Here is a 23,753-nt window from a genome sequence, read left to right on the forward strand (position 1 = left end):
CATTTTGGAGTCCTCCTTGGTTAACTAAGTTAGGGGTCAATTCTGCAGATTTGACACCCCATATCATACCAAGAGGGCTCTTTTTTGTTCAAGTCCCCGAAAATCTTTCTAACAGGAATGCTCCTTTACTATTCTTTGTTTTAAATGATCAGATCAGTAACTGGTCCTGATGTTAAAGGTTCTGCTTCAATTGATCCAATCGTTAACAGCATCAAATGAACTAGAAATATGGTAAGATGAAATTATGAATCTGTCGGGCAGGAAGGGGAATTCGATGGGGACCATAAAACATATGTCTAGTGAGTTAAGGGATTGGATTATTGAAACGCTTCGTAGTGGGGTTAGTCCGGTTGTAATAGCTGATGGTCTTGTGAAAAAAGGGTTTAACCCGAGGTATGCATATGAAAGTCTTTTTCAAATTGTCGGAAACGAAGCAATTCAAACGACAGGATTTGAAGATGCACAATACCAATACGAAACGCCCGAGATTGGTAGAAAAGGCAACACTATTTATACAAATGATAGAGAGATTAAAGTGCTATCAAAAGTAGAGAAGCCGTTTATTCTTCATTTGGATAATGTCTTGAGTGCTGAAGAATGTGAGCAGCTGATTAGTCTTTCGAGCGAACGGTTAAAGCCATCGAAAGTAGTAGACTCCGTTACTGGTGAAGAACGAGTGGCATCTGGTCGAACGAGCAAAGGAATGTATTATTCACTCATGGAAAATTCTTTTATCGCCAAGCTTGAAAAAAGATTTGAGGAAATCACTTCCTATCCAATTGAACATGGAGAGGGACTCCAGGTGTTGAATTATTTAGTAGGAGAAGAGTATAAGGCACATTTCGATTATTTTCCGACGAATAAGGTTGACCACAGTAAAGGTGGACAAAGAATTGGCACACTGCTTCTTTACTTAAATGATGTTGAAGAAGGCGGAGAAACGGTTTTTCCGAAGGCTGGAGTGTCGATTGTTCCGAAGAAAGGCTCGGCTGTGTACTTTCATTATACGAATAGTATGGGGCAAGTTGATCGCATGTCAGTTCACAGCAGCATCCCAGTGATAAGAGGGGAAAAATGGGTTGCAACGAAGTGGATTCGCGAAAGTAAAATTTATTAATATGATGCCAATAAAGGGTGTTTGGAGCTGTGAAGCTTTTTAATAGGTGGTTTTTCAAGGAAAATAAGCTCATTGTTGAGTTTTGTGAGAAAAATTTAGATCAATTTTTGACAGAAGATGAAGTTCCAAAGTATGAGTCTTTTTTCAATGAAAAGAATGTACAATATAAAGAATATGAGTGCCAAAGTAAATGTAAAGAATGTAAAATGGCCCCGTACGCTGTTGTCAATGGTGAATTTATAACTGCAGCAACCTCAAGTGAATTGCTGGAAAAGCTGAAAAGCCAAGCTTGAATTCAGATATTCGACAAACCTGTTAAAACGCTTCATAATAAACTTATCAGATCTATACATTCGAAAAAACGAAAACAACTTATATACTGTGATAAGTGTGTGAAACAGTTAAAAGAGAAAGGTGAGTTGGATATATGGATAATGTGTCAGTTTTTAAAGAAGTAATGGGCAATTACCCAACTGGAGTGACAGTTGTAACGACTATTGATGAAGCAGGGACACCGCTTGGCTTAACAGTAAATTCGTTTGCCTCTGTTTCCATCGATCCATTAATGATCCTATGGTCAATTGATAAAAAGGTGTCGTCTTATGAACCTTTTACAAAAACAGAGAAATTTGCGGTTCATGTTTTAGCAGAGGATCAGGGCGATATTTGCTCACTGTTTGCGATGAAGGGAACTGACCGATTTGCCAATTGCGAGTGGAAAACATCTGAACTTGGCCTTCCGATTATTTCTGGATCATTAGGTGTTCTTCAATGTAAAACCCATAAAACAGTTGAAGCTGGGGATCACACAATTTTAATAGGTGAAGTTGTTGAAATCGAGAATCATGGTAAAGAGCCACTTTTATACCATAAGCGCAAGTTTGGCAAAATTCCTGCTGATTTTTATAAATAAGTCTTTTTGGCGAGAAGTGAAGTTTTTTATACATGATAGGGATGAAGGGCGTTATTCCTATCTCTATAAAAACAGCGTGTGAATACCTTTCCTCATTGACGGGAAGGTATTCCCTTTTTAGTTTAGAGGAGTTTGGAATCGAGAGTTTTACTGAGAAGTTTAACTGCGCTTAGTGTAAGTTCCACAAACAAAGATCAATTGTCTTTGCGAGGGAGCGCTATAATGAGTCTTAAGCGCGTGTACTTATGATTTTTTGGACATCATGAAAATAACAACTTTGATGAATAGAAAGGTGATAAAGAAATGGAAGCAAAAAAACCGTATCGTGTATTACTGTACTATATGTACGTTCCGATTGAAAATCCAGAGGAGTTTGCAGCAGAGCACCTGGCTTTTTGTAAGGACTTAGATTTAAAAGGAAGAATTCTTGTTGCTGCTGAAGGAATCAATGGAACAGTGTCTGGTACAGTTGAACAAACAGAGCAATATATGAAGAAAATGAATGAAGATCCTCGATTTGCGGAGATGGTTTTTAAAATAGATGAGGCAGATGGACATGCTTTTAAAAAAATGCATGTACGTCCTCGTAAAGAGTTGGTTACCCTTCGATTAGAGGATGATGTTAATCCGAATGAAGTGACTGGCAAGTATTTAAGTCCAAAGGAATTTTATCAAGCAATGCAGGATCCAAATACAGTTGTAATCGACGCTCGAAATGATTATGAGTATGATTTAGGCCATTTTAAGGGAGCTGTACGTCCGGATATTAAGGCATTCAGAGAGCTGCCAAATTGGATACGTGAGAACAAAGAAAACTTTGAAGGGAAGAAGGTTCTGACGTACTGTACAGGTGGAATTCGCTGTGAAAAGTTTTCAGGTTGGCTTGTAAAAGAAGGTTTTGAGGATGTAGGCCAGCTTCATGGTGGTATTGTCACATACGGCAAGGATCCGGAAGTAAAAGGGCAATTGTGGGATGGTCAACTATATGTATTTGATGAGCGCATTAGTGTTCCTGTTAACCGGGTAGAGCATGTTATCGTTGGGCGTGACCATTTTACAGGTGAGCCTTGTGAGCGTTATGTCAATTGTGCAAATCCTGAATGTAATGATAAAATTTTGTGTTCGGAGGAAAATGAACATAAATATATGCGTAGCTGCTCACATGAATGTCGTGTTCATCCAAGAAATCGGTATGTTGTCGAGCATGGTTTAACGGACGAACAAGTTGCAGAACGGTTAAGTAAAATAGATGAGGCTTCTGAGGCAGTAAATTAATAAAGACTCTCTCTGCTTTATTTGAGTCATTTTCGTTTATATGCTGAAATATACTCAGAACATAAAAATAGGGAAAGCGATGAGGTGAAATGATGAATTTTCATGTTAGCAAAGAAGCTGCTCAATGGTTTAAGGATGAAATGGATTTACAGGCTGGAGATTTTGTGCAGTTTTATGTAAAGCTTTATGGCGGCATTCCTACTGTTCATCCCAATTATTCATTAGGAATATCTTTTGGCAAAGAAGGTACTGTGGCAATTAAGGATGAAGTCGAAGGAATCACATTTTACTTCAATGATAAAGATGAATGGTTTTTAGACGATTACGTTTTAAATATTGAAGCAAAAAATGAAGAGGTTGAATACATTTTTACCCCTAAATAAGGCTCGGGGGCAATGCAAAAAAATTTACCTCTTTGTTTTTCGAAAGACAGTGCAAAGTTACTTTTTGCGATGCGAGCTTGAAAGCTCTTCATAGAGTGTTCATGAGGACAAAGAACGCCAAAACGAAGCAAAACGTGTCCTCATACAGTGTTATCGTGGTTCCAGGATAAAGAATAAATTGTTGCCCTGTCATCACACTAATGCTCATTGTGCGGCTTTGATAGGGCACCTGTTTGGTGGCACTAGTAGTAAGTAGTAGTGCCTGTCAGCTACTCTTAACGTAGTCATAAAAAAGGAGTGGAGAAAACGAACTGTTTTTCTCCACTTCTTTTTTTAGGATTTATCGAACTGCCTTTTTTCAACTTAAGGGATTCCAAGCTTTTTGTGAGAACGATCACATAGCTTAGGGCATGCTAGAATATATACTAGAATTAAGTTGTGAATTAAGGAGTAATTCGATGTATCAATTTTTTAGTGAAATTAGTAATCTCATTTCTCGTCCACTCATTAATATGGGCCTGCAGACAATGGGCATCCCGATGCTATCGGCATTTATACTAGGAATTGTTGGTGCTGCCGCTCCGTGCCAATTTACTGGGAATTTAGGGGCAATTACCGTTTACGGTAATCAATCTTTGCAGCGAAGTGTAGCATGGCAAGGTGTCTTCTTTTTTATATTAGGAAAAATTGCGGTTTTTTCTGGTCTTGGTCTTCTAATCTGGTTTGTGGGGAATGAAGTTAACGAGACGCTGATGCTCTATTTTCCTTGGATTCGGAAAGTTGTCGGTCCGACTCTGATTATCATTGGTCTCTTTATGCTTGGCTTTTTTACCTTTTCGAAGGCAATCTCATTCGGCATTTTTCCAGAAAAGTTCAAAGTCAAAGGAAATCTTGGCGCTTTTTTAATGGGAGCAAGTTTTACTTTAGGCTTTTGCCCGACGATGTTTACACTCTTTTTCGTCACGCTAATGCCAATGGCAACAGCGGTACCATACGGCGCCATTTTACCTGTGTTTTTCGCTGTAGGGACGTCGCTTCCCGTATTGCTCGCCATTTTTTTTATTTGGTACTTTGAATTAGGTGGTAAATTCGTGAAAAAAAGTGGAAGAAAGCTAGGTGCAGTCGTGCAAAAAATAGCAGGAGTGCTGCTCCTTGTTTTAGGTATACTTGATACGATTACGTATTGGGGATATTAATGCAACCGGTAACGGTTGTATTTTTTTTGAAAGGAAATATTCGTAATAAATTGATCCCTGTAACCGAACGCCAAAATGCTTCCAATTCGTCGAAAAATTCCCCCACATTCCTGTTAAATTAGCAAAATCCTCAGAACCGATTTCAAACAAAAATATTCATAGCAAACTCCAATTGTTCATAAAGTTTTCAAATTTTGATCAGAAAAAAGTAAAAACTGTTTCCCAAAATCACGATAATTATAATATACTATATATTAATAAGTATAACACATATTAAGATTATTAGTGAAATAGAGTATAATATTTTAGGTCTGAGGGTGGTGGAATTGATTAAATTAACGAAGCGCCAAGAAGAAATTTTGCAAATTGTTAAAAGGGAAGGTCCGATTTCTGGGAAGGAAATTGCTGACAAATTGTCATTAAAAAGAGCAACCCTTAGACCGGATCTAGCCATTTTAACGATGGCTGGCAATTTAGAAGCAAGAACGAAAGTGGGTTATACGTATAAGGAAGGGGCAAGTGCAGAACCTTTTATGACAATTTCAGAACAATTTGTTAGGGAGTATAAAGGTCATCCTGTAGTCGTGCGAAGTTCCTCGTCTGTTTATGATGCTATCGTACAAATTTTCTTAAAAGATGTAGGAGCTATATATGTAGTTAATGATGCCAGTCATCTTGTTGGCGTGATCTCAAGAAAGGACCTTCTAAGGGCAAGTATGGGAACGCAGGATCTTCGCGATATTCCTGTGAATGTCATCATGACGAGAATGCCCAATATTATCACAATTACACTGGAAGATACGCTCCATACAGCAGCCAAAAGAATGATTGAGCATCATATTGATTCCTTGCCTGTTGTTCAAGAAATCAACAAGGAAAGTCATACATATAAAGTGGTTGGACGCATTACGAAGACAACCATTGCGAAGGCGTATATGGAGTTAAGCAAACGTTATACGGTATAGGAGTGGAGCTATTTTGGAAGAGAAAGAAACGGTATTTGTCGTATCAGACTCCGTTGGCGAGACAGCTGATTTAGTTGTGAAAGCTGTTGCAACCCAATTTAATGGAGGTTTTGTGGAGTTAAGGAAAAATGCATTTGTGGAGAATTACGAGGATATAGAAGATATCCTGCTGATGGCGAAGCAGGTTCCGTCGCTTATCGCTTATACCATTGTGATTCCAAAGCTTAAGAGCTATTTAGATCGTCGGGCGAAGGAGGAAAATTTAGCTGCTATTGATCTATTAAGTCCGCTAATGGATGCATTTAGTCGAACATTTAATAAAAGTCCAAAGTATCAACCCAAACTTATGAGACAGCTTGATGAATCTTACTTTAAAAAAATTGAGGCGATTGAATTTGCCGTAAAGTACGATGACGGGAGAGATCCGCGCGGACTATTGCATGCTGATATTGTCCTAGTGGGAGTGTCGCGAACCTCTAAAACACCGCTTTCGATGTACTTGGCTCATAAACGTTATAAGGTTGCCAATGTTCCACTTGTACCAGAGGTGGCACCGCCGGATGAACTTTATCAAATATCACGCAATAAATGCGTGGGTCTCATTATCAGTCCTGATAAATTAAATTCTATTCGTAAGGAGCGGTTGAAGAACCTCGGATTAACTTCTCAAGCAAACTATGCTAGCTTTGAACGGATATTAGAGGAATTGGATTATGCTGATAAAATCATGAGACGTCTCGGATGTCCGGTCATTAATGTATCTGATAAGGCGATTGAAGAAACGGCCGACTATATTTTAAATACACTCAAAAAATAGCCAAATCTGAACTCATAAGAGAGGAGTATGGATCATGAAGAAATTTGTCTATATGTTTAATGAAGGAAACAGTGGGATGAAAGAATTATTAGGAGGGAAGGGAGCTAACCTTGCTGAAATGACAGCAATCGGGCTGCCGGTTCCATTTGGGTTTACAATATCTACGGAAAGCTGTAATGCCTATTATGATGCTGGAAAAAAAGTCTCCTCTGAAATTGAGGCGCAAATTTTTGCTTGTTTACAGATGCTTGAGGAAAAGACAGGAAAAATACTCGGCGATCCTGTGAATCCATTGCTTGTTTCCGTTCGTTCTGGAGCAGTTTTCTCCATGCCTGGGATGATGGATACGATTTTAAACTTAGGAATGAATGATGAAACGGTTAAAGGGCTTGCGAGCCTTACGAATAATCCGCGATTTGCTTATGACTCTTATCGCCGCTTTATTCAGATGTTTTCTGATGTTGTACTCGATGTTGATACTTTTTTCTTTGAACAGCTTCTTGAGGAATATCGTCTAGAACACGGATACTCACAAGATCCGGAACTATCGGCGGAAGATTGGCAGACGGTGATTGCTGGATATAAAAGGATTGTGAAGGAGCGTACAAGAAAAGAGTTTCCACAAAATCCTAGAGAACAGCTATTGTTATCGATTAAAGCTGTATTTGATTCATGGAATAATCAGCGGGCAATTGTCTATCGCCGATTAAATAAAATTCCGGATCATCTAGGAACAGCCGTCAATATTCAAAGCATGGTGTTTGGAAACATGGGAAATGACTCAGGGACAGGGGTTGCTTTTACAAGAAATCCATCAACAGGAGAACATACATTATATGGGGAATACTTAATCAATGCTCAAGGAGAGGACGTTGTTGCAGGAATTCGCACACCACAACCGATCTTGACGTTAGAAAAGGAAATGCCTGATGTCTTTAAACAATTCTCTGAAACTTGTCAGCTATTAGAAAATCATTACAAAGATATGCAAGACATTGAATTTACGGTTGAAAGGGGCAAGCTTTTCATTTTACAAACAAGAACAGGTAAACGCACAGCTCAAGCGGCAATCCGCATTGCCGTTGAAATGGTAGAAGAAGGTGTGATTGATAAAAACACAGCTCTGCTCCGCGTTGATCCGGATCAGTTGAATCAACTGCTTCACCGCCGTATAGATGAATCAGCTACTCGCAAAATTTTAACAAAGGGGCTACCAGCCTCACCAGGGGCAGCCAGTGGTCAAGTGGTCTTTGATGCAGACGAGGCTGAAATACTGGGGAATGAGGGGAAAAAGGTCATCCTTATTCGGCCAGAAACGACTCCTGACGATATTCATGGAATTATTGCGGCACAAGCTGTCGTAACGAGTCGTGGTGGAATGACGAGCCATGCCGCAGTAGTTGCAAGAGGAATGGGGAAGGCCTGTATTTGTGGCTGTGAGGCACTTAAAATTGATCTGAAGGCAAAGCAATTGTCCATTGGCGATACCGTTATCCGCGAAGGTGAAGTGCTGACAATTGATGGTGCAACGGGTGAAGTGATGATCGGAGAGATTCCGATGATTGAACCGCAGCTCTCAGAGGAATTCCGCCTCCTTTTACAGTGGGCTGATGAGACAAGAAAACTTGGAGTTAGAGCAAATGCTGATAATCCAGAGGATGCGAAAAAAGCATTTGAATTCGGGGCTGGTGGAATTGGTTTGTGCCGCACGGAGCATATGTTTATGGATGCGAAAAGGGTGCCGATAGTTCAAAAAATGATACTGGCAGATAACTTCGCTGAGCGAAAGGAAGCGTTAAATGAACTACTTCCGATGCAGCGAGCTGATTTCGAGGGCATTTTTGAGGCAATGCAAGGCTTCCCGGTAACGATTAGACTTCTAGACCCACCGTTACATGAGTTTTTACCAGACAAAGAGGAATTGTTGGTAGAAGTAACAAAGCTTCAGATTTTAAGCCCTAATGCACCCGAATTAGCTGAGAAAGAATTATTGTTGAAGAAGGTACATCAATTAGCTGAGTTTAATCCGATGCTTGGAGCTAGAGGCTGCAGGTTAGGAATGATTCATCCAGAAATTTATGAAATGCAGGCAAAAGCAATTTTTTATGCGATTGCAAGTGTTGAAAATAAAGGAATTGCTGTTAAGCCGGAGATTATGATCCCGCTAGTGGGCCATGTTAATGAGCTGAAGCAAATGCGTCAACTCGTTATGGATGCAGCTTCACAGGTTCAAGAGGAAACGGGAAAGAGCTTCGACTATTTAATTGGTACGATGATCGAAATCCCTCGTGCAGCACTTACTGCAGATGAAATTGCTGAAGAGGCTGACTTTTTCTCGTTTGGAACAAATGATTTGACGCAAACAACCTTTGGCTATAGCCGAGACGATGCAGAGGGCAAATTCCTACAAGCCTATATTGAAAACAAGGTTCTTCCAGAAAATCCTTTCGCAGTTTTAGATCGAGAGGGAGTAGGAAAGCTTGTTGAAACAGGCGTCAAGCTTGGAAGAGCAACAAAGCCTGAGTTGAAAACAGGAATTTGTGGTGAACATGGCGGCGAGAAAAACTCGATCGAATTTTGCTATGAGACTGGGTTGGATTATGTTAGCTGTTCACCATATCGTGTACCGGTAGCTCGACTTGCTGCAGCACAGGCAACGATTCGTAAGCCACTTCAAGAGAAAAGACCACAAGTTCAAGTATAATTAGAAACTAGCTTCTTAGTTGAAGCTAGTTTTATTTGTGTAAATATAGTTTGTATACAAATTATATTTACACAAATAAAACTTAAAGATATAATAAAAATTATGGCTATGAGGAGTGGATATTTTATGTCAATGGATAAATCTATTGGGTCTGCGTCCGTACGGTTAAGTAAAAAAATGACGCGGATTGTAAACCTTTATTTAAGGTCCTACCATCTTACGACAGAACAATGGGTCGTTTTAAGAGCACTTCATGAAATAGATGGTATTACACAAAAGGAGCTCTCACATAGAACCGATAAGGACCAAGCAACCTTGACAAAAATTCTCGATCTGGTAGAGAAGAGAAAAGCGGTCATAAGAGTAGCAAATCCTAGGGATCGCCGCTCCTTTTTGATTAAAATTACTGACCAAGGAAGGGAATTGGTTGAAGAGTTGACACCTTATATTGAAGAAATCTTTATAAGGATGGTTGCTGGAATTAAGCCGGAGAAGCTTGAAGTCTATCAAGAAGTATTGGGGTTATTAGAAAGTAATATTGAACAATTGCTTGAGCAAACAGATTTAGAGAGAAGGAATAAAAGTGACAGGAACATCTAAGTTATGGACAGGACGTTATATTCTGATTTTATTAATGGCATTCTTCTTTTTCCTCGGTATTCAAATTTTAACGGCGGGCTTTCCTGCATATATTACGGATTTAAAAGAAAGCCCGACAGAGGGCGGATTGATGACAACAGTATTCATGCTGTCAGCCATTATTACAAGGCCTTTGATCAGCTATTTTATGCACAAAGTGAAGTTAGCGCTGTTAAACGCTTTAGCGCTTATTCTTGTGGCGTTATCAATTGGAGCCAGCATTGGGCAGGATTCACTGATTTTATTATTATGCTTGCGGAGTATACACGGAGTTGGATTTGGAATTCTTTCAACAGTGTTTGCAACAATGGCCACTAATATTATTCCCACAAAAAAACTAGGTGAAGGCATCGGGTATTACGGGATGGCTACAAGCGTAGGTACAAGCATCGCCCCAATGATTGCCTTATCACTTCTGCAATTGGCCTCTTATTATTATATGGTCGTATTAACGATGGGCTTAACGCTCGTTACTCTGGTAATCTCGTTATTTATTAAAACTCCACAGCAGAGTGCTTCTTTGCCCGTAAACGAAAGAAAAATGACCTTTCAGGAATCTCTTTTCGATAAAGATGCGTTCATTCCTTGCAGTCTTACGATTTTTTTTACGATATCATTAGGCGGTGTCATTAGTTTTATGGGAGAGTTAGGCAAGGAGGCTCAAATAGGAAGTTCGGTGCCGTTTTTTTTCTTGGTGTTAACGCTCATGATGGTATTAGTTCGACCGTTATCGGGACGATTATTTGATCGTTATGGTCATAAAATGATTATATACCCAGGTGTATTCAGCGCAATGGTCGGATTAATGTTGTTAGCGATCACCGAGCGGACAGAAACCTTGCTTCTTGCCGGAGTATTTTACGGAATCGCTTATGGAGTTATCACCCCAACACTCCAAGCGATTGCGGTAAAATCCGTAAAAAGGGAAAAACAAGGGACGGCAAATGCGATGTATTTTTCGGGAATGGATTTTGGAATTGCGATTGGTTCTATTGGACTTGGAGCAGTAGCTTCAATAACAAGCTACCACTTCATTTATGGTTTTTCTGTCGTTTTCCTAGTCATTCTTTTAATGATCTATACATTCGTTCTATCTAAAAAAAATGCTCAGAATGAAAAATCGATTGCAGAGGTAATGTAATATAAAATGCTCCACGCTCTTTATTGAGCGGGAGCATTTTATTATTGAATTTTCACACTACCACTGGAAACATCGACAGCAATTTTGTGTTTGCCATTACCGTGTGTTCCTTTAATGCTGCCTTTGCTTTCTTTTTCAACCGATAATGGAAAATTGTATGAGATGTTTCCGGAACCAACCTTGCCGTCTAAGGTGAAATCAGCATCGTCTGGTAACCCAAGCGTGACAGTACCAGAACTAACATCAATCTCTACAGAATCATTCAGTTCAGCAAATTGGATATCCAGCTTCCCTGATGAAATATCGGCTTCAAGTTCACCGCTGAAATCGTCGATATTTGCATTCCCAGAGCTTAGATCAATTGAACTTGACTTGGAGGCAAGACCTTGAATGGTAGCATTTCCTGAAGAGCCATTATAAGAAAACTCGCTTAGATTCAAATTGTTTAACTTGATATTCCCCGATCCAATATCGATGGAAAGTTCGTCAAGCGTAAACGACTGTTTTTCAGATTTTCCAGCTAATTCAACATTCCCAGAACCGATGTTGATTTCCATATCTTTATCATAATCTTCTGGAATATAGACAGTTAGCTTTGATTTATTAAAGAAAGAAAACCATGCATACCATTCACGCTCATAAGAGATTCTAATCGCATCGCCTTTTTGACTGACAATCACTTTCCCTTTACCAACTAAATCTGCTTCTAAGTCATCCCGTTTTTCAGGAACGATTTCTAAGCTGATCGATGAGATATCAAAATCAATCGTATCAATTCTCTTTGTAATATCTGCCCGAGTATTGTCCTGCTTTGAAAACCAATTGAGATTAGTAACAGTTGTAAATAAAAGATATCCCCCTATGAGGATGATAAAAATTAAAAAAATTCGCTTCATTGTCAAAATTCCTCCATCGCTTCTCTTTTTATTTTTTTATAATAAGACTATCGTTTTATGATTGTGTTGATTTTTAGCTTATTTCGTGAAAAGCTTTGGTTTCTCCCAGTTTGCAGCTATGCTTAAAGATCACTTTTCATTTAGTCAGAGCTAAAATATTGTGATTTAACAATCTTGTTTAACCTATTTTTATCATAAACGAAATAGCGATAATAATCATTGCTCTATAGCTTTATTTTCCACTACGCCTCAAGTCTTACGTAGAAATTATTTTTCATTCTTTACATAGGGTAGGAGGGTATAGTACAATTGAGGTGAGGAGGAATGTGAATGGAGAATATTGAACCTCAAGAGTTGGAAGAATGTTGCCATGAACATGATGGGAGAAAGAGCCATCATTCAGAAAAAACGAAGAAAAACTTAGTGACAAGATTAAACCGAATCGAAGGGCAAATTCGCGGAATTAAAGGTCTTATTGAAAAGGATACTTACTGTGATGATGTTATCACGCAAATAGCAGCTACTACAGCAGCACTTAATGGTGTCGCCAAATTATTATTAGAGGCGCATATGAAAAGCTGTATTTTAGAAAGAGTGCAAGATGGAGATCATGAAGCGATTGATGAGTTATTAGTAACGATTCAAAAGCTGATGAAAAAATAAAGGGAATAGAAAGAGGGAAGTAACGATGGAAAATGTTACATTAAGTGTAAAAGGAATGTCTTGTGGGCATTGTGTAAAAGCGGTTGAAGGAAGCGTGGGTAAATTAGACGGAGTTAACGATGTGAAGGTAAATCTTGAAGCAGGTACAGTTGCTGTCGATTTTAACAGCGCTGTTATCTCGATTGATACGATTAAAGAAACAATCGATGATCAAGGATATGACGTAGAGTAATTTTATCGAAACAGACGTGCTACATTGAGGCTAGCACGTTCTTTTATCCATTTTATATACCTTGTGGGGGTATATAGGGAAATTGAGGTGAAAATCAATGAGCATATTAAAGGAAACGAATATGCAAATTACGGGGATGACTTGTGCTGCATGTGCAACCCGTATCGAAAAAGGCTTGAGAAAACTTGAAGGAATTGAGGAAGCAAATGTCAACCTTGCTTTAGAACGATCAGCGATTAAATATGACCCAAAAATAACGAATATCGAAACGATACAAAATAAAGTCCGCGATTTAGGTTACGATGTTGTAACTGAAAAAACTGAGCTTGAAATTACCGGAATGACTTGTGCTGCCTGTTCTGCAAGAATTGAAAAAGGTTTAAATAAGCTGGATGGCGTCACAAGTGCGACTGTTAACTTAGCTCTTGAAAAAGCGACAATAGAGTATAATCCGACGGAGTTAGCGACAGGAGATTTGATTAAAAAAGTACAGGATTTAGGTTATGGAGCACGTACGAAAGAGGCTGGGAAGGAAGCTGTCGATCATCGGGAAGCGGAAATTAAGAAGCAGCAAAATCGATTTATTTTTTCAATGATCTTGTCTTTACCACTCTTATGGTCAATGGTTGGTCATTTTCAATTTACTTCTTTTATCTATGTGCCAGACCTTTTTATGAATGCTTGGTTTCAGTTGTTGCTTGCCACACCCGTACAATTTTATATCGGCAAGCAGTTTTATGTTGGTGCATATAAGGCGTTGAAAAATAAAAGTGCGAATATGGATGTGCTAGTAGCTCTAGGAACTTCTGCTGCGTATTTTTACAGTTTATACTTATCCTTTAAAATGATGGATATGCATGGGCACTCACCGGAACTTTATTATGAGACAAGTGCGGTCTTGATTACTTTAATTGTCCTTGGAAAGCTGTTTGAGGCAAAAGCAAAAGGACGTTCATCTGAGGCGATAAAAAAACTAATGGGGCTGCAAGCAAAAACGGCGATCGTCGAGCGCAATGGGGTAGAAATGGAAATCCCGTTGGAAGAAGTTGTGGTAGGCGATCTTTTTCATGTTAAACCAGGAGAGAAAATCCCGGTCGATGGGGTTATTTTTGTGGGCCAGTCTGCTATTGATGAGTCGATGCTGACGGGGGAAAGTGTACCTGTTGATAAAACAGTTGGCGATGAGGTCATTGGTGCAACCATTAATAAAAATGGTTTCTTGAAAATTGAAGCAACGAAGGTAGGTAAGGATACCGCACTTGCGCAAATTATAAAAATCGTTGAAGAAGCTCAAGGCTCTAAAGCTCCTATTCAACGATTGGCAGATAAAATTTCCGGGATTTTTGTACCAATTGTCGTTGGAATTGCGATTTTAACCTTCGTATTATGGTATTTTGTTGTAGCGCCTGGAGAGTTCGCAAAAAGCCTCGAGAATTTAATTGCAGTTCTCGTTATCGCATGTCCTTGTGCTCTTGGTTTAGCAACTCCTACGTCAATTATGGCAGGCTCAGGCCGTGCGGCGGAGTTCGGAATTTTATTTAAAGGTGGAGAGCATTTAGAAATGACCCATCGAGTTACCTCTGTCGTATTGGATAAAACGGGTACGGTTACGAATGGAACACCTGTTTTAACGGATGTTCTGACAGAAATGGATGAAAATGAATTTTTAGTACTTGTCGCAAGTGCGGAAAAAAAATCGGAACATCCATTAGCTGAAGCAATCGTAGCAGGTGTTAAAGATAGCGGAATGACTTTAAAGGAGGTTGCTGAGTTTGAGGCGATTCCAGGGTTTGGGATTCGCGCCATAGTCGAAGGCAAAGAGATCCTTATTGGTACAAGAAAGCTGATGAGCCGCTTTGAGGTCGATGCCAGTAATTATTTGAGTGAGATGGAGGCTCTGGAACGAGAAGGAAAAACAGCGATGCTTGTCGCGATTAATCAAGTGCTGTCCGGGGTGATTGCTGTAGCAGATACCATTAAAGAAACGTCAATTTCAGCGGTTCAGAGACTTAAAGAAATGGGATTAGATGTGATTATGATAACAGGTGATAATGAAGAGACGGCCAAAGCAATTGCTGGAAAAGTAGGGATAGAACATTATATTGCAGAAGTGCTTCCAGAGGGAAAAGCAAGCGAAGTGAAAAAGCTTCAAGCCAGCGGCAAGAAGGTAGCTATGGTTGGAGATGGAATTAATGATGCTCCTGCTTTAGCAGTTGCCGATATTGGGATGGCAATCGGAACAGGTACGGATGTGGCGATGGAAGCTGCTGACATTACATTAATCCGTGGAGATTTAAACAGTATTGCTGATGCAATTTCAATGAGTCGAAAAACAATCCGTAATATTAAACAAAACTTGTTTTGGGCATTCGGTTATAATACGATGGGCATTCCAGTTGCAGCGCTGGGTTTTCTTGCACCTTGGCTTGCAGGGGCGGCGATGGCATTCAGTTCGGTTTCAGTCGTTTTAAATGCATTGCGCCTACAAAAAGTGAAATTATAGGTAGGGACATTTTTTAAACATTAGGACTACATCTAGTCTGTGTGAGCATTATTTGAAGCTATCGATTGATTCGATAGCTTTTTTTCGTTGACTTTTTTATACTTGATTCAAGAGGTTAGTTGCATTTGTATAGTGTTAATTGCATTTCAGTTATTGGTTATGAATAGCGGGTACGGTCATATATTGATAATAGTTTTGAAATGGAGGAGAGCGAATGGATGCATTAGAAGCATTACGAACAAGAAGAAGTATTGGTAGAGTAAAAGATAGAGAGGTGCCAAAAGAATTAATTGAAAAAATTATAGAAGCTGCCACATGGGCTCCGAACCATGTGAAGACAGAACCTTGGCGATTTTTTGTATTAACTGGGGATGGTCGTAAACGTTTAGGTGAAACACTAGCACAGATAGCGGAGAGAGAGATGGATGAACCAGCAACAGATGAGCAGAAGAAAAAGGTGGAAAAGGCAAGAAACAATCCTTTTCGAGCACCGGTGATTATTGTGGCGGCGGTCGAACCAAGTGATAATCCAAAGGTTATCCTGAAAGAGGAATACGCAGCTGTCAATGCTGGTGTTCAAAATATGCTTATCGCTGCCCACGCACTTGGATTAGGAGCAGTTTGGAGAACAGGAAAGCCATGCTATGATCGCGAAGTAAGCAACCTCTTTGGTTTATCGGAAAAAGGCGAAGTCCTTGGCTTCATCTATATTGGCTATCCAGATATGACACCTCCGCCAAGGAAGGTAAAGCCTATTGCAGAGGTTACGACATGGATTGATAAAGAATAAGAGGGAAGCTTCGTACTGCTGGCTTTAAGTGACAGAATGAGGAAAGCTTGATTGTAGGTAGAAGTAGAGGTTGATATCAAGTGCGAGGATTGGCTTCTTTGTGGTAGCGTTGTGCTTGCTACTGCTCAGTTATGTTTTTGTTTTGCGTAACCCTTCAATCATAACGGTGGCTTACGTGAAGAGATTCGACCTCTCTACCAAGATTGTAAAAGTGCAAAGCTTATTTGCGACAATTCTATAAAAAGTGATAAAAGGCATTGAGCTTCTGTTCTCAATGCCTTGGCTTTTTATTTGAAGAAGAAAGGAAATGAAACGTTCGAAAAAGCCTATTGTTGGTTTAGGAAATGAATTTTAGCAAGAAGGCATAATCTGATGCTTTTGTGAATCCTTGCTACAAAAAGTCCAGCAATTGTGCACAGCTCCCCCATTTTGTAAAATAAAAACTGGAACAAAAAAGGAGAGAAGCAAATGAGTGTTCAAAATAAAGTTGCCATTATTACTGGAGCTGCGAATGGAATTGGCAGAGGCGTTGCAAAGTGTTATGCCGATAATGGGGCAAAGGTCATATTGGCTGATCTGAATAAAAAGGCAGGTCAAAGCGTGAAGGAGGAAATTCTTGCCGCAGGAGGCCAAAGTATGTTTGTTCAAACAGACGTTCGCAAAGTGGATGATATCGTTCAGTTAATGAAGGTAGTAAAAAGTACGTATGGAAAAATCGATATATTAATTAACAATGCGGGAGTGAGCCGTTTTAAAAATGTCTTTGATTTGTCCGTTGAAGACTGGGATGACGTGCTTAATACGAATTTGAGAAGTGTTTTTCTGTGTTCCAAGGAAGCGGCCAAGTATATGCGTGAAAATGATAAAGGAGGGGCCATAGTCAATATTGCTTCTACCAGAGCGCTCATGTCAGAACCCCATTCGGAAGCATATGCGGCATCAAAAGGGGGAATTGTAGCGATTACTCATGCGTTGGCAGCTTCCCTATCCAATGAACATATTACGGTAAATGCAATTTCCCCAGGGTGGATCGAAACAGGCGACTATTCTCAATTAACAGATAAGGATCACAATCAGCATTTGTCTAAAAGAGTGGGGAAACCTGAAGATATTGCAAAAGGTTGTTTATATCTTACTAGCGAAGAAAATGATTTTGTCACTGGGATCAATTTAATAATTGATGGCGGGATGACAAGGAAAATGATTTATGAGGAATAGCAAAAGAACACCTGAATGAAAAATTAAGATAAGGACGAGTTAAAAAAAGAAACAGGCACTCTCGTATAAAATTGTGAAAAGTTTATATATATTATGTGAACATCGTTAAAAACAGTTGACAGAGGATAATGATAATCGTTATCATCTATATAGAAAGAAATTTTTTTTGGGATTAATTGAAAACTATTCTCAATTAAAAAATAACAATGAGAAATAATATTTGGTAGAGAGTCACTCTCCCAAACGTTTTCACTCAACGTTATTTTTTTATTTTTCGAGTGAATCGGATTCATAATGGAGCACTTTTAGTTAAAAACGAATTTTAATTAGAATATCATTATCATTTGTTTTTAATGATGGGAGTGTTGTGAAGACGATTCTATTGTTCTCAACAAATTGGAAAGAGTAAGGAAGAGTTATGAAAAGAAGATACTTGGTTTTGGCACTGATCGTATTATCAATTACATCACTTTTTGTCGGTGTAAAAGGAATAACTCCTTTAGATCTTTTTGATTTAACTGAGGAACAAGCACATATTCTCTTAGTAAGCCGTTTTCCACGCTTAATGAGTATTATCCTTGCGGGAGTAAGTATGAGTATTGCTGGATTAATTATGCAGCAATTAACGCGAAACAAATTTGTTTCACCAACAACCGCTGGAACAATGGATTCAGCTAGACTGGGAATCTTAGTATCCTTGATGTTGTTTACATCGGCTAGCCCGTTTGTGAAAATGCTCGTTGCTTTTGCTTTTGCGCTATTAGGGACTTTCGTCTTTATGAAAATACTGGACAAAGTAAAATATAAAGATGCCATTTTTATTCCACTTGTAGGCTTGATGTTTGGAAATATCATTGGGTCAATTACTACTTTTTTTGCCTTGAAAAATGATCTGGTTCAGAATATGTCATCATGGCTTCAGGGGAATTTTTCGATGATGATTCAAGGACGCTATGAATTACTTTATATTAGCATTCCGCTTGTAATTATTGCTTACATTTATGCGAATAAATTTACGATTGCTGGAATGGGAGAGGAATTTGCGATTAATTTAGGACTTAATCATAAAAGAGTTGTAAACATTGGTCTTATTATTGTCGCATTGATTACATCATCAGTTGTTTTAACAGTTGGAATGATTCCATTTTTAGGTTTAATTATTCCAAACATCGTTTCGATGTATAAGGGAGATCATTTGAAAAATAGTCTTTCTCACACCGCACTACTAGGAGCTGTCTTTGTCCTCGCCTGTGATATCTTCGGTCGGGTCATCATTTATCCTTATGAGATTGCCATCGGGGTAACAGTTGGGGTAATAGGAAGCGGAATATTTCTTTATTTAATATTGAGGAGAAAGGCATATGCGTAGAAATAACATTAAATTAATTATTTTATTCATCTTAGCCTTGTCCTTAACTACAGCATATATTTTTGTGAATCTAGGACCAGTATGGGAATATGTCTTACCTAGAAGGACCTTAAAAATTGTTGCAATCGTTGTTACGGGTGCTGTAATCGCTTTCTCTACTGTGATTTTTCAGACGATAACAAATAACAGAATTTTAACACCAAGTATTATTGGATTAGACTCTTTATACATGCTCATCCAAACATTTTTAATTTTTGTTTTTGGTTCTATGAATTTTGTTGTCGTCGATAAAAACTTTAATTTCGTTTTATCTGTAGGGTTAATGATTCTCTTTGCAGGCTTGCTATATAAATTTCTTTTTAAAGGTGAAGGACAGAATATCTATATTCTTTTACTAGTTGGGATCATTTGTGGAACCTTCTTCGGTAGTATTACCGACTTCATGCAGGTGCTAATTGACCCAAATGAATTTATGATTGTACAAGACAGAATGTTTGCAAGTTTTAACAATGTGAACACTGATTTATTAATTGTATCAATTCTTTTCATTGTTTTAGCGGGTCTTTATTTTGCAAGATTTTATAAATATTTGGATGTCCTTTCATTAGGAAAGGAGCAAGCGATTAATCTTGGAGTGGATTATGATTATGTAGTTAAGCGACTTCTGATTATTGTAGCTGTTTTAATTTCAGTTGCCACGGCTCTAGTTGGCCCAATCACTTTCCTTGGATTGCTTGTTGCGAATATTGCCCATCAGTTTTTAAATACATACCGACATAGCTATTTGCTTACTGGCTCTATTTTAATTAGTGTTGTGGCATTGGTCGGTGGTCAGTTTCTTGTAGAACGAGTGTTTACCTTTTCGACTACAATCAGCGTAATCATCAATTTCATCGGTGGAGTTTACTTCATCTATCTTCTATTAAAGGAGAGTAAAAAATGGTAATCGTAAAAAACGTTTCGAAGAGATATGGAAATAAAAGTGTTGTTGAAGATGTTTCTGTTCAAATTGAGAAGGGAAAGATCACTTCTTTTATCGGTCCTAATGGTGCTGGGAAAAGTACGCTCTTGTCAATGGTGAGTCGTCTAATTGCTAAGGATACTGGTGAAGTATTAATTGATAATCAGGATATTGCCAAAGCTAAAAGTGGAGACTTAGCAAAAAAGATTTCGATTCTTAAACAGTCAAACTTTATTAATCTACGTTTAACCGTGAGAGAATTAGTGGCGTTTGGAAGATTTCCATATTCACAAGGCCGATTAACGAAGGAAGATTGGAAGTATGTCGATGAAGCAATTGAATACATGGAGCTTCAGGATATGCAAAATAAATTTATTGATCAATTGAGTGGTGGGCAAAAGCAACGTGCTTATATTGCCATGGTTATAGCTCAGGATACTGAATATATCTTACTTGATGAACCATTGAACAATTTAGATATGAAACATTCTGTGCAAATCATGAAAGTGTTACGTCAGCTTGTTGATGAACTTGGTAAGACGGTTGTGATTGTCATACATGATATTAATTTTGCTGCTTGCTATTCTGACTATATTATCGCTTTAAAGGACGGCAAGGTCGTTCGTGAAGGCCAAACTCAAGAGGTTATTACTCCTCAAGTGTTGAAGGAAATTTATGAAATGGACTTTACCGTAAAAGTAGAAAATCAAAAACGATATTGTCTTTACTTTACTTAATTTCGATTTTATTTTTTGATTGTAAAATGGAGATGATACTATGCTGGAGTCATACCTGGGTCCGGAATGGCTTCAGTAGCTTTCAATGCTGTTTTACGATCAAAAATAAAATATAGATGGTTCACAATGTGACAGAGCATTGTGGAAGGGAAAGAATAAAAATTTTTTCATGGGGTGAATTTTTAATGAAGAAAAGGTTAAGTTTGTTTTTCATTATTGCCATGCTGACAATATTCGTTGCAGCTTGTGGCTCAAATAAAGAAGCTGACGAAGCCACAACTGGATCAGCTACAAATGATACAGATGCCGCAGAAGAAACAAAAGAAATTACGATTACTCATCAACTAGGCGAAACTCCAGTGAAGGTCAATCCTGAAAAAGTTGTTGTTTTTGATTTCGGAATTCTTGATTCTTTAGATAAACTAGGCGTGGAAGTTACTGGTGTACCACAAGCAAATATCCCACCGTATCTTTCTCAATATGAAGATGGAAAATATGAGAACGTTGGGAGCTTAAAAGAACCTGACTTCGAAAAAATTGCTGAGATTGCTCCAGATTTAATTATTATTTCAGGTAGACAGCAAGAAGCATATGAAGAATTAAGCAAAATTGGACCAACGATTTTCTTAGGTGTTGATACAACGAACTATATGGAATCTTTCACTGACAATATGGAAACATTAGGTCAAATTTTTGCTAAAGAAACAGAAGTCGAAACAGAATTAGCAGCAATTAACGATGACATTGCTAAAATTCAAGAAAAATCTGCTGATGTTGGTTCTACACTAGTGATCCTTGCAAATGAGGGGAATTTAAGTGCTTATGGACCTGGATCACGTTTTGGGATTATTCATGATGTATTTGGTTTGCCAGCTGTGGATGAAAACATTGAAGTCTCCACACATGGACAAAATATTTCACCGGAATACTTAGTTGAAAAAGATCCAGAGCATCTATTTGTTGTAGACCGAGGAGCTGTCGTGGAAGGAGAATCGTCGGCGCAACAAACTGTTGAAACAGAGCTAATCAAAAATACGAAAGCAATGACAAGTGGGAATATCCACTACTTGGATCCAAATTACTGGTACCTATCTGGCGGCGGTTTAGTATCCGTAGCCGAAATGGTAAAAGAAATTGAAGAAGCTATTCAATAACGAGAGTGTAGTGAGAGCTCGTAAATTTTAAGAAATATAATGATGATCGTTCCATAATTAAAACTCGACCAACTATGGTCGAGTCAGACTGTCGACAAAATCCATCGAAAGGGAGCCCTTTCGATGGATTTTGTCATTTTTGGATTGGAATTGCGTTAAAAACGTTGATTTCCTCTCCAGACGCTTGCTTTCCGGGGGGCGTGCGCCGAGCCTCCTCCTCGCGGATGCTCGTGCGGGGTCTCGGCTGTCACGCTATTCCCCCAGGAGTCAAGCGCCTTCCGCTCCCATCAACTCGTTTGGCACCCCCTAAAAGCAGGTGGCCAAGTCCAAGGGGCCATGTTCTCTACGTTCATGGCAGCAAACGTAAGCATCGCCTGCATATTAAGACTCGTAAGGTTGTCCATCACATCCCCTGCTTTTCCTTCGCATTCGCAAAGACACGTTCAATCGTCTTCTTGCGTTTCGCGTAGATCTGTTTGATTTCATCGTTGTGACATAGATGTTATTGTTTGGGGACGAGTGTAGAAACCGAATCCTAGAAACCACGGATAGGCCATGTTTGTTTCCATTTCTTTTATGGTTTGACGCATGGAACGTATGCCAAATAGGTATGGTAGGAAGAGCATCTTAATTCTATTTTAAAAGAAAAAAGAGTGTAGGCAAACTCGAAAATCTTCGAGTTTGTCTACACTCTGACACGACCAACTATGGTCGAGTTTTTTTGAAAAGATAAGAAAGTATAAAATTTGGGGGGATACCATAGTGGTTGATGAGCATCAAGCCTAGACCGATTTATGGCCTGCTTTGACCGATATATTTGTATAAAGACCGATATCGAGAAAAGATCTTCATTTAGTATTCGTCGATCGCAATGGGGTCGATCGCAATGGGAATGAATCGAATCGAAGCATATGCTGGTCAAAACGTGACGTTTAACTATAAGGTCAAGACAGATGGGAAAAACTCCATCGAAATGCCTATAAAGCAAACAGAAAGTCGGCTTTGTTTGGTGCATCATGGAAAGGAGGATTTTCCGTTAAATGTGGTCAGGGACTTTGAGCTACTAGATGATGGAGATCCAACGACCCCTATGTTTTCATGCGAAAAATGTGGTGGACAAATGTATCCTGAATCCGATAAAGGAGTACATGGAATAGAATACAAACTTAACAAAAAAGTCCGGGCGGTTTTGCCTGGTTTTTCTTATGTTTCTGGAATTGTAGGGTGAAATTCCGGAATTCATGCAATTTTTCCGGAAATATATCTGCTTTTTCCGGAATTAAGCAGAAAAATTCCGGAATTAATCACGATTTTTCCGGAATGCATCTTCGTTTAATTTTGTTCTGTCATTTTTTGAATGCTTAGCTTTATTGCGTTTGTTCCCCTTGCTATTATCTCCGCTTGTTATTTCTTCTGCAAACTCTGCATCTGGGGAGTTTTGATTTTTGCTTCCTTTATTCATTTTTTTCGTCATGAAGCTCACCTCTCTTTGGACTAGTCTATCTCATTTAGCATTCATATATACAAAAAAATTGACCTCATAAAGAGGTCAAAAAAAGGGGGAATTACACTTGTATTTTTATTGTTACCAAACGGAGGAAATTTATTCAACTTTAAGAAAAATTTTCTCAATTTTGGCCCATTTTATTATAGTTAAGCATTGCTGCCGATATGCATAATAAAATTTTTCGAGATTTATAACCCGGATGTTGATTTTTGGGCTCACTCATGAGACAGATTCAGCATATACAAGCATATAGGTATATATAAAATTTCCTGTTCCTTTGCAATAAAGGAAAAGCATTTATGAACAGGCTCTTCTAGTCAAGGCGATGACATGAGAAGAGGGCTTATTTTCAAGGGCGAATCTACTAATGCAAACGCCTTTTCTTATAGGTCTAGTGGAAAAGCCCGCAACGAAGCTAGGGCAACAACATATTAAGTAATATAAGTGTAGACTCTCGGAAATTAAGTAACTGATTCTGGGTCTTTTGGGGGATGAAAGCAATACTTATGAGGATACATTGGAATTTTCAAAATCGTTTTCAAAAAAATACGTGCCAAATAAACCACAAAAAGT

At 38.7% G+C, this 23,753-nt stretch carries 23 protein-coding genes and 2 pseudogenes; 21 read left to right on the forward strand and 4 right to left on the reverse strand.

Features of this window, described 5'->3' with window-relative positions:
• Window positions 1-274 precede the first annotated feature (274 nt).
• The 11 genes from PZE06_RS21525 to PZE06_RS21575 all read left to right on the forward strand — a co-directional run bounded on the left by PZE06_RS21525 (window position 275) and on the right by PZE06_RS21575 (window position 11,150).
• Window positions 275-1,117: a 2OG-Fe(II) oxygenase gene (locus PZE06_RS21525; protein ID WP_151025870.1), complete on the forward strand. Its 843-nt coding sequence runs from the start codon at window positions 275-277 to the stop codon at window positions 1,115-1,117.
• A gap of 29 nt (window positions 1,118-1,146) precedes the next feature.
• Entirely contained in the window at window positions 1,147-1,410 is a 264-nt protein-coding gene (locus tag PZE06_RS21530; RefSeq protein ID WP_151025869.1) for a DUF1450 domain-containing protein, read from the forward strand.
• Window positions 1,411-1,544: 134 nt separating this feature from the next.
• Complete coding sequence (locus PZE06_RS21535; protein ID WP_151025868.1) at window positions 1,545-2,030, forward strand: flavin reductase family protein; 486 nt, start codon at window positions 1,545-1,547, stop codon at window positions 2,028-2,030.
• Window positions 2,031-2,333: 303 nt separating this feature from the next.
• The gene (gene trhO / locus PZE06_RS21540; RefSeq protein ID WP_151025867.1) at window positions 2,334-3,305 is read left to right on the forward strand and encodes an oxygen-dependent tRNA uridine(34) hydroxylase TrhO; all 972 of its coding nucleotides are present in this window, start codon (window positions 2,334-2,336) and stop codon (window positions 3,303-3,305) included.
• 89 nt (window positions 3,306-3,394) lie between these two features.
• Window positions 3,395-3,688 (forward strand): HesB/YadR/YfhF family protein, encoded by a 294-nt coding sequence (locus PZE06_RS21545; protein ID WP_275792040.1) that lies wholly within the window; start codon window positions 3,395-3,397, stop codon window positions 3,686-3,688.
• Between the two features lie 458 nt (window positions 3,689-4,146).
• Entirely contained in the window at window positions 4,147-4,884 is a 738-nt protein-coding gene (locus PZE06_RS21550; RefSeq protein WP_151025865.1) for an urease accessory protein UreH domain-containing protein, read from the forward strand.
• Between the two features lie 326 nt (window positions 4,885-5,210).
• Window positions 5,211-5,849: a transcriptional regulator CcpN gene (gene ccpN, locus PZE06_RS21555; RefSeq protein ID WP_275792041.1), complete on the forward strand. Its 639-nt coding sequence runs from the start codon at window positions 5,211-5,213 to the stop codon at window positions 5,847-5,849.
• 13 nt (window positions 5,850-5,862) lie between these two features.
• A complete protein-coding gene (locus tag PZE06_RS21560) occupies window positions 5,863-6,666 on the forward strand; it encodes a pyruvate, water dikinase regulatory protein (RefSeq protein WP_151025863.1) in 804 nt (267 codons plus the stop codon).
• A gap of 34 nt (window positions 6,667-6,700) precedes the next feature.
• Window positions 6,701-9,370 (forward strand): pyruvate, phosphate dikinase, encoded by a 2,670-nt coding sequence (gene ppdK, locus PZE06_RS21565; protein WP_151025862.1) that lies wholly within the window; start codon window positions 6,701-6,703, stop codon window positions 9,368-9,370.
• Between the two features lie 126 nt (window positions 9,371-9,496).
• Window positions 9,497-9,970 carry a MarR family winged helix-turn-helix transcriptional regulator gene (locus PZE06_RS21570; RefSeq protein ID WP_151025861.1) on the forward strand — a complete coding sequence of 158 codons (474 nt, stop codon included), beginning with the start codon at window positions 9,497-9,499 and terminating at the stop codon, window positions 9,968-9,970.
• Window positions 9,954-11,150 carry an MFS transporter gene (locus PZE06_RS21575; protein WP_151025860.1) on the forward strand — a complete coding sequence of 399 codons (1,197 nt, stop codon included), beginning with the start codon at window positions 9,954-9,956 and terminating at the stop codon, window positions 11,148-11,150. The genes PZE06_RS21570 and PZE06_RS21575 overlap by 17 nt, the downstream gene beginning before the upstream one ends.
• A gap of 41 nt (window positions 11,151-11,191) precedes the next feature.
• Here PZE06_RS21575 and liaG read toward each other — a convergent pair whose 3' ends face one another.
• Window positions 11,192-12,046, reverse strand: coding sequence for a LiaG family protein (gene liaG, locus PZE06_RS21580; protein WP_151025859.1), 855 nt, complete (start codon window positions 12,044-12,046; stop codon window positions 11,192-11,194).
• Window positions 12,047-12,376: 330 nt separating this feature from the next.
• Between liaG and PZE06_RS21585 the strand changes: the two genes are divergently transcribed.
• The 9 genes from PZE06_RS21585 (at window position 12,377) to PZE06_RS21625 (ending at window position 21,673) form a co-directional block, all read left to right on the forward strand.
• Window positions 12,377-12,709, forward strand: a complete 333-nt coding sequence (locus tag PZE06_RS21585; protein WP_151025858.1) for a metal-sensitive transcriptional regulator — start codon at window positions 12,377-12,379, stop codon at window positions 12,707-12,709.
• Window positions 12,710-12,734: 25 nt separating this feature from the next.
• Window positions 12,735-12,941 (forward strand): copper chaperone CopZ, encoded by a 207-nt coding sequence (gene copZ / locus PZE06_RS21590; RefSeq protein WP_151025857.1) that lies wholly within the window; start codon window positions 12,735-12,737, stop codon window positions 12,939-12,941.
• 97 nt (window positions 12,942-13,038) lie between these two features.
• Window positions 13,039-15,444, forward strand: a complete 2,406-nt coding sequence (locus tag PZE06_RS21595) for a heavy metal translocating P-type ATPase (protein WP_151025856.1) — start codon at window positions 13,039-13,041, stop codon at window positions 15,442-15,444.
• Window positions 15,445-15,658: 214 nt separating this feature from the next.
• On the forward strand, window positions 15,659-16,234 hold the full coding sequence (locus PZE06_RS21600) for a nitroreductase family protein (protein WP_151025855.1): 576 nt from the start codon (window positions 15,659-15,661) through the stop codon (window positions 16,232-16,234).
• A 468-nt stretch (window positions 16,235-16,702) separates the two neighbouring features.
• Window positions 16,703-17,452 (forward strand): glucose 1-dehydrogenase, encoded by a 750-nt coding sequence (locus PZE06_RS21605; protein ID WP_151025854.1) that lies wholly within the window; start codon window positions 16,703-16,705, stop codon window positions 17,450-17,452.
• Between the two features lie 418 nt (window positions 17,453-17,870).
• The gene (locus tag PZE06_RS21610; protein ID WP_095311514.1) at window positions 17,871-18,821 is read left to right on the forward strand and encodes an ABC transporter permease; all 951 of its coding nucleotides are present in this window, start codon (window positions 17,871-17,873) and stop codon (window positions 18,819-18,821) included.
• Window positions 18,814-19,767 carry an iron chelate uptake ABC transporter family permease subunit gene (locus tag PZE06_RS21615; protein ID WP_151025853.1) on the forward strand — a complete coding sequence of 318 codons (954 nt, stop codon included), beginning with the start codon at window positions 18,814-18,816 and terminating at the stop codon, window positions 19,765-19,767. Before PZE06_RS21610 ends, PZE06_RS21615 begins: the two co-directional genes overlap by 8 nt.
• On the forward strand, window positions 19,761-20,519 hold the full coding sequence (locus tag PZE06_RS21620; RefSeq protein WP_151025852.1) for an iron ABC transporter ATP-binding protein: 759 nt from the start codon (window positions 19,761-19,763) through the stop codon (window positions 20,517-20,519). The genes PZE06_RS21615 and PZE06_RS21620 overlap by 7 nt, the downstream gene beginning before the upstream one ends.
• Before the next feature lie 185 nt (window positions 20,520-20,704).
• Complete coding sequence (locus tag PZE06_RS21625) at window positions 20,705-21,673, forward strand: siderophore ABC transporter substrate-binding protein (protein ID WP_151025851.1); 969 nt, start codon at window positions 20,705-20,707, stop codon at window positions 21,671-21,673.
• Window positions 21,674-21,960: 287 nt separating this feature from the next.
• Here PZE06_RS21625 and PZE06_RS21630 read toward each other — a convergent pair.
• Together PZE06_RS21630 and PZE06_RS21635 are read right to left on the reverse strand one after the other, a co-directional pair.
• Window positions 21,961-22,175, reverse strand: a pseudogene (locus PZE06_RS21630) (transposase); the annotation flags it as partial.
• Between the two features lie 22 nt (window positions 22,176-22,197).
• A pseudogene (locus PZE06_RS21635) lies at window positions 22,198-22,305 on the reverse strand (transposase); the annotation flags it as partial.
• A 254-nt stretch (window positions 22,306-22,559) separates the two neighbouring features.
• Here PZE06_RS21635 and PZE06_RS21640 point away from each other — a divergent pair.
• Window positions 22,560-22,901 (forward strand): hypothetical protein, encoded by a 342-nt coding sequence (locus PZE06_RS21640; protein WP_191963556.1) that lies wholly within the window; start codon window positions 22,560-22,562, stop codon window positions 22,899-22,901.
• 72 nt (window positions 22,902-22,973) lie between these two features.
• Here PZE06_RS21640 and PZE06_RS21645 read toward each other — a convergent pair whose 3' ends face one another.
• The gene (locus PZE06_RS21645; RefSeq protein ID WP_170943618.1) at window positions 22,974-23,147 is read right to left on the reverse strand and encodes a hypothetical protein; all 174 of its coding nucleotides are present in this window, start codon (window positions 23,145-23,147) and stop codon (window positions 22,974-22,976) included.
• Between the last annotated feature and the right edge of the window lie 606 nt (window positions 23,148-23,753).

Source organism: Robertmurraya sp. DFI.2.37, assembly GCF_029211245.1.
GTDB classification, from domain to species: Bacteria; Bacillota; Bacilli; order Bacillales; family Cytobacillaceae; genus Robertmurraya; species Robertmurraya methanolica_A.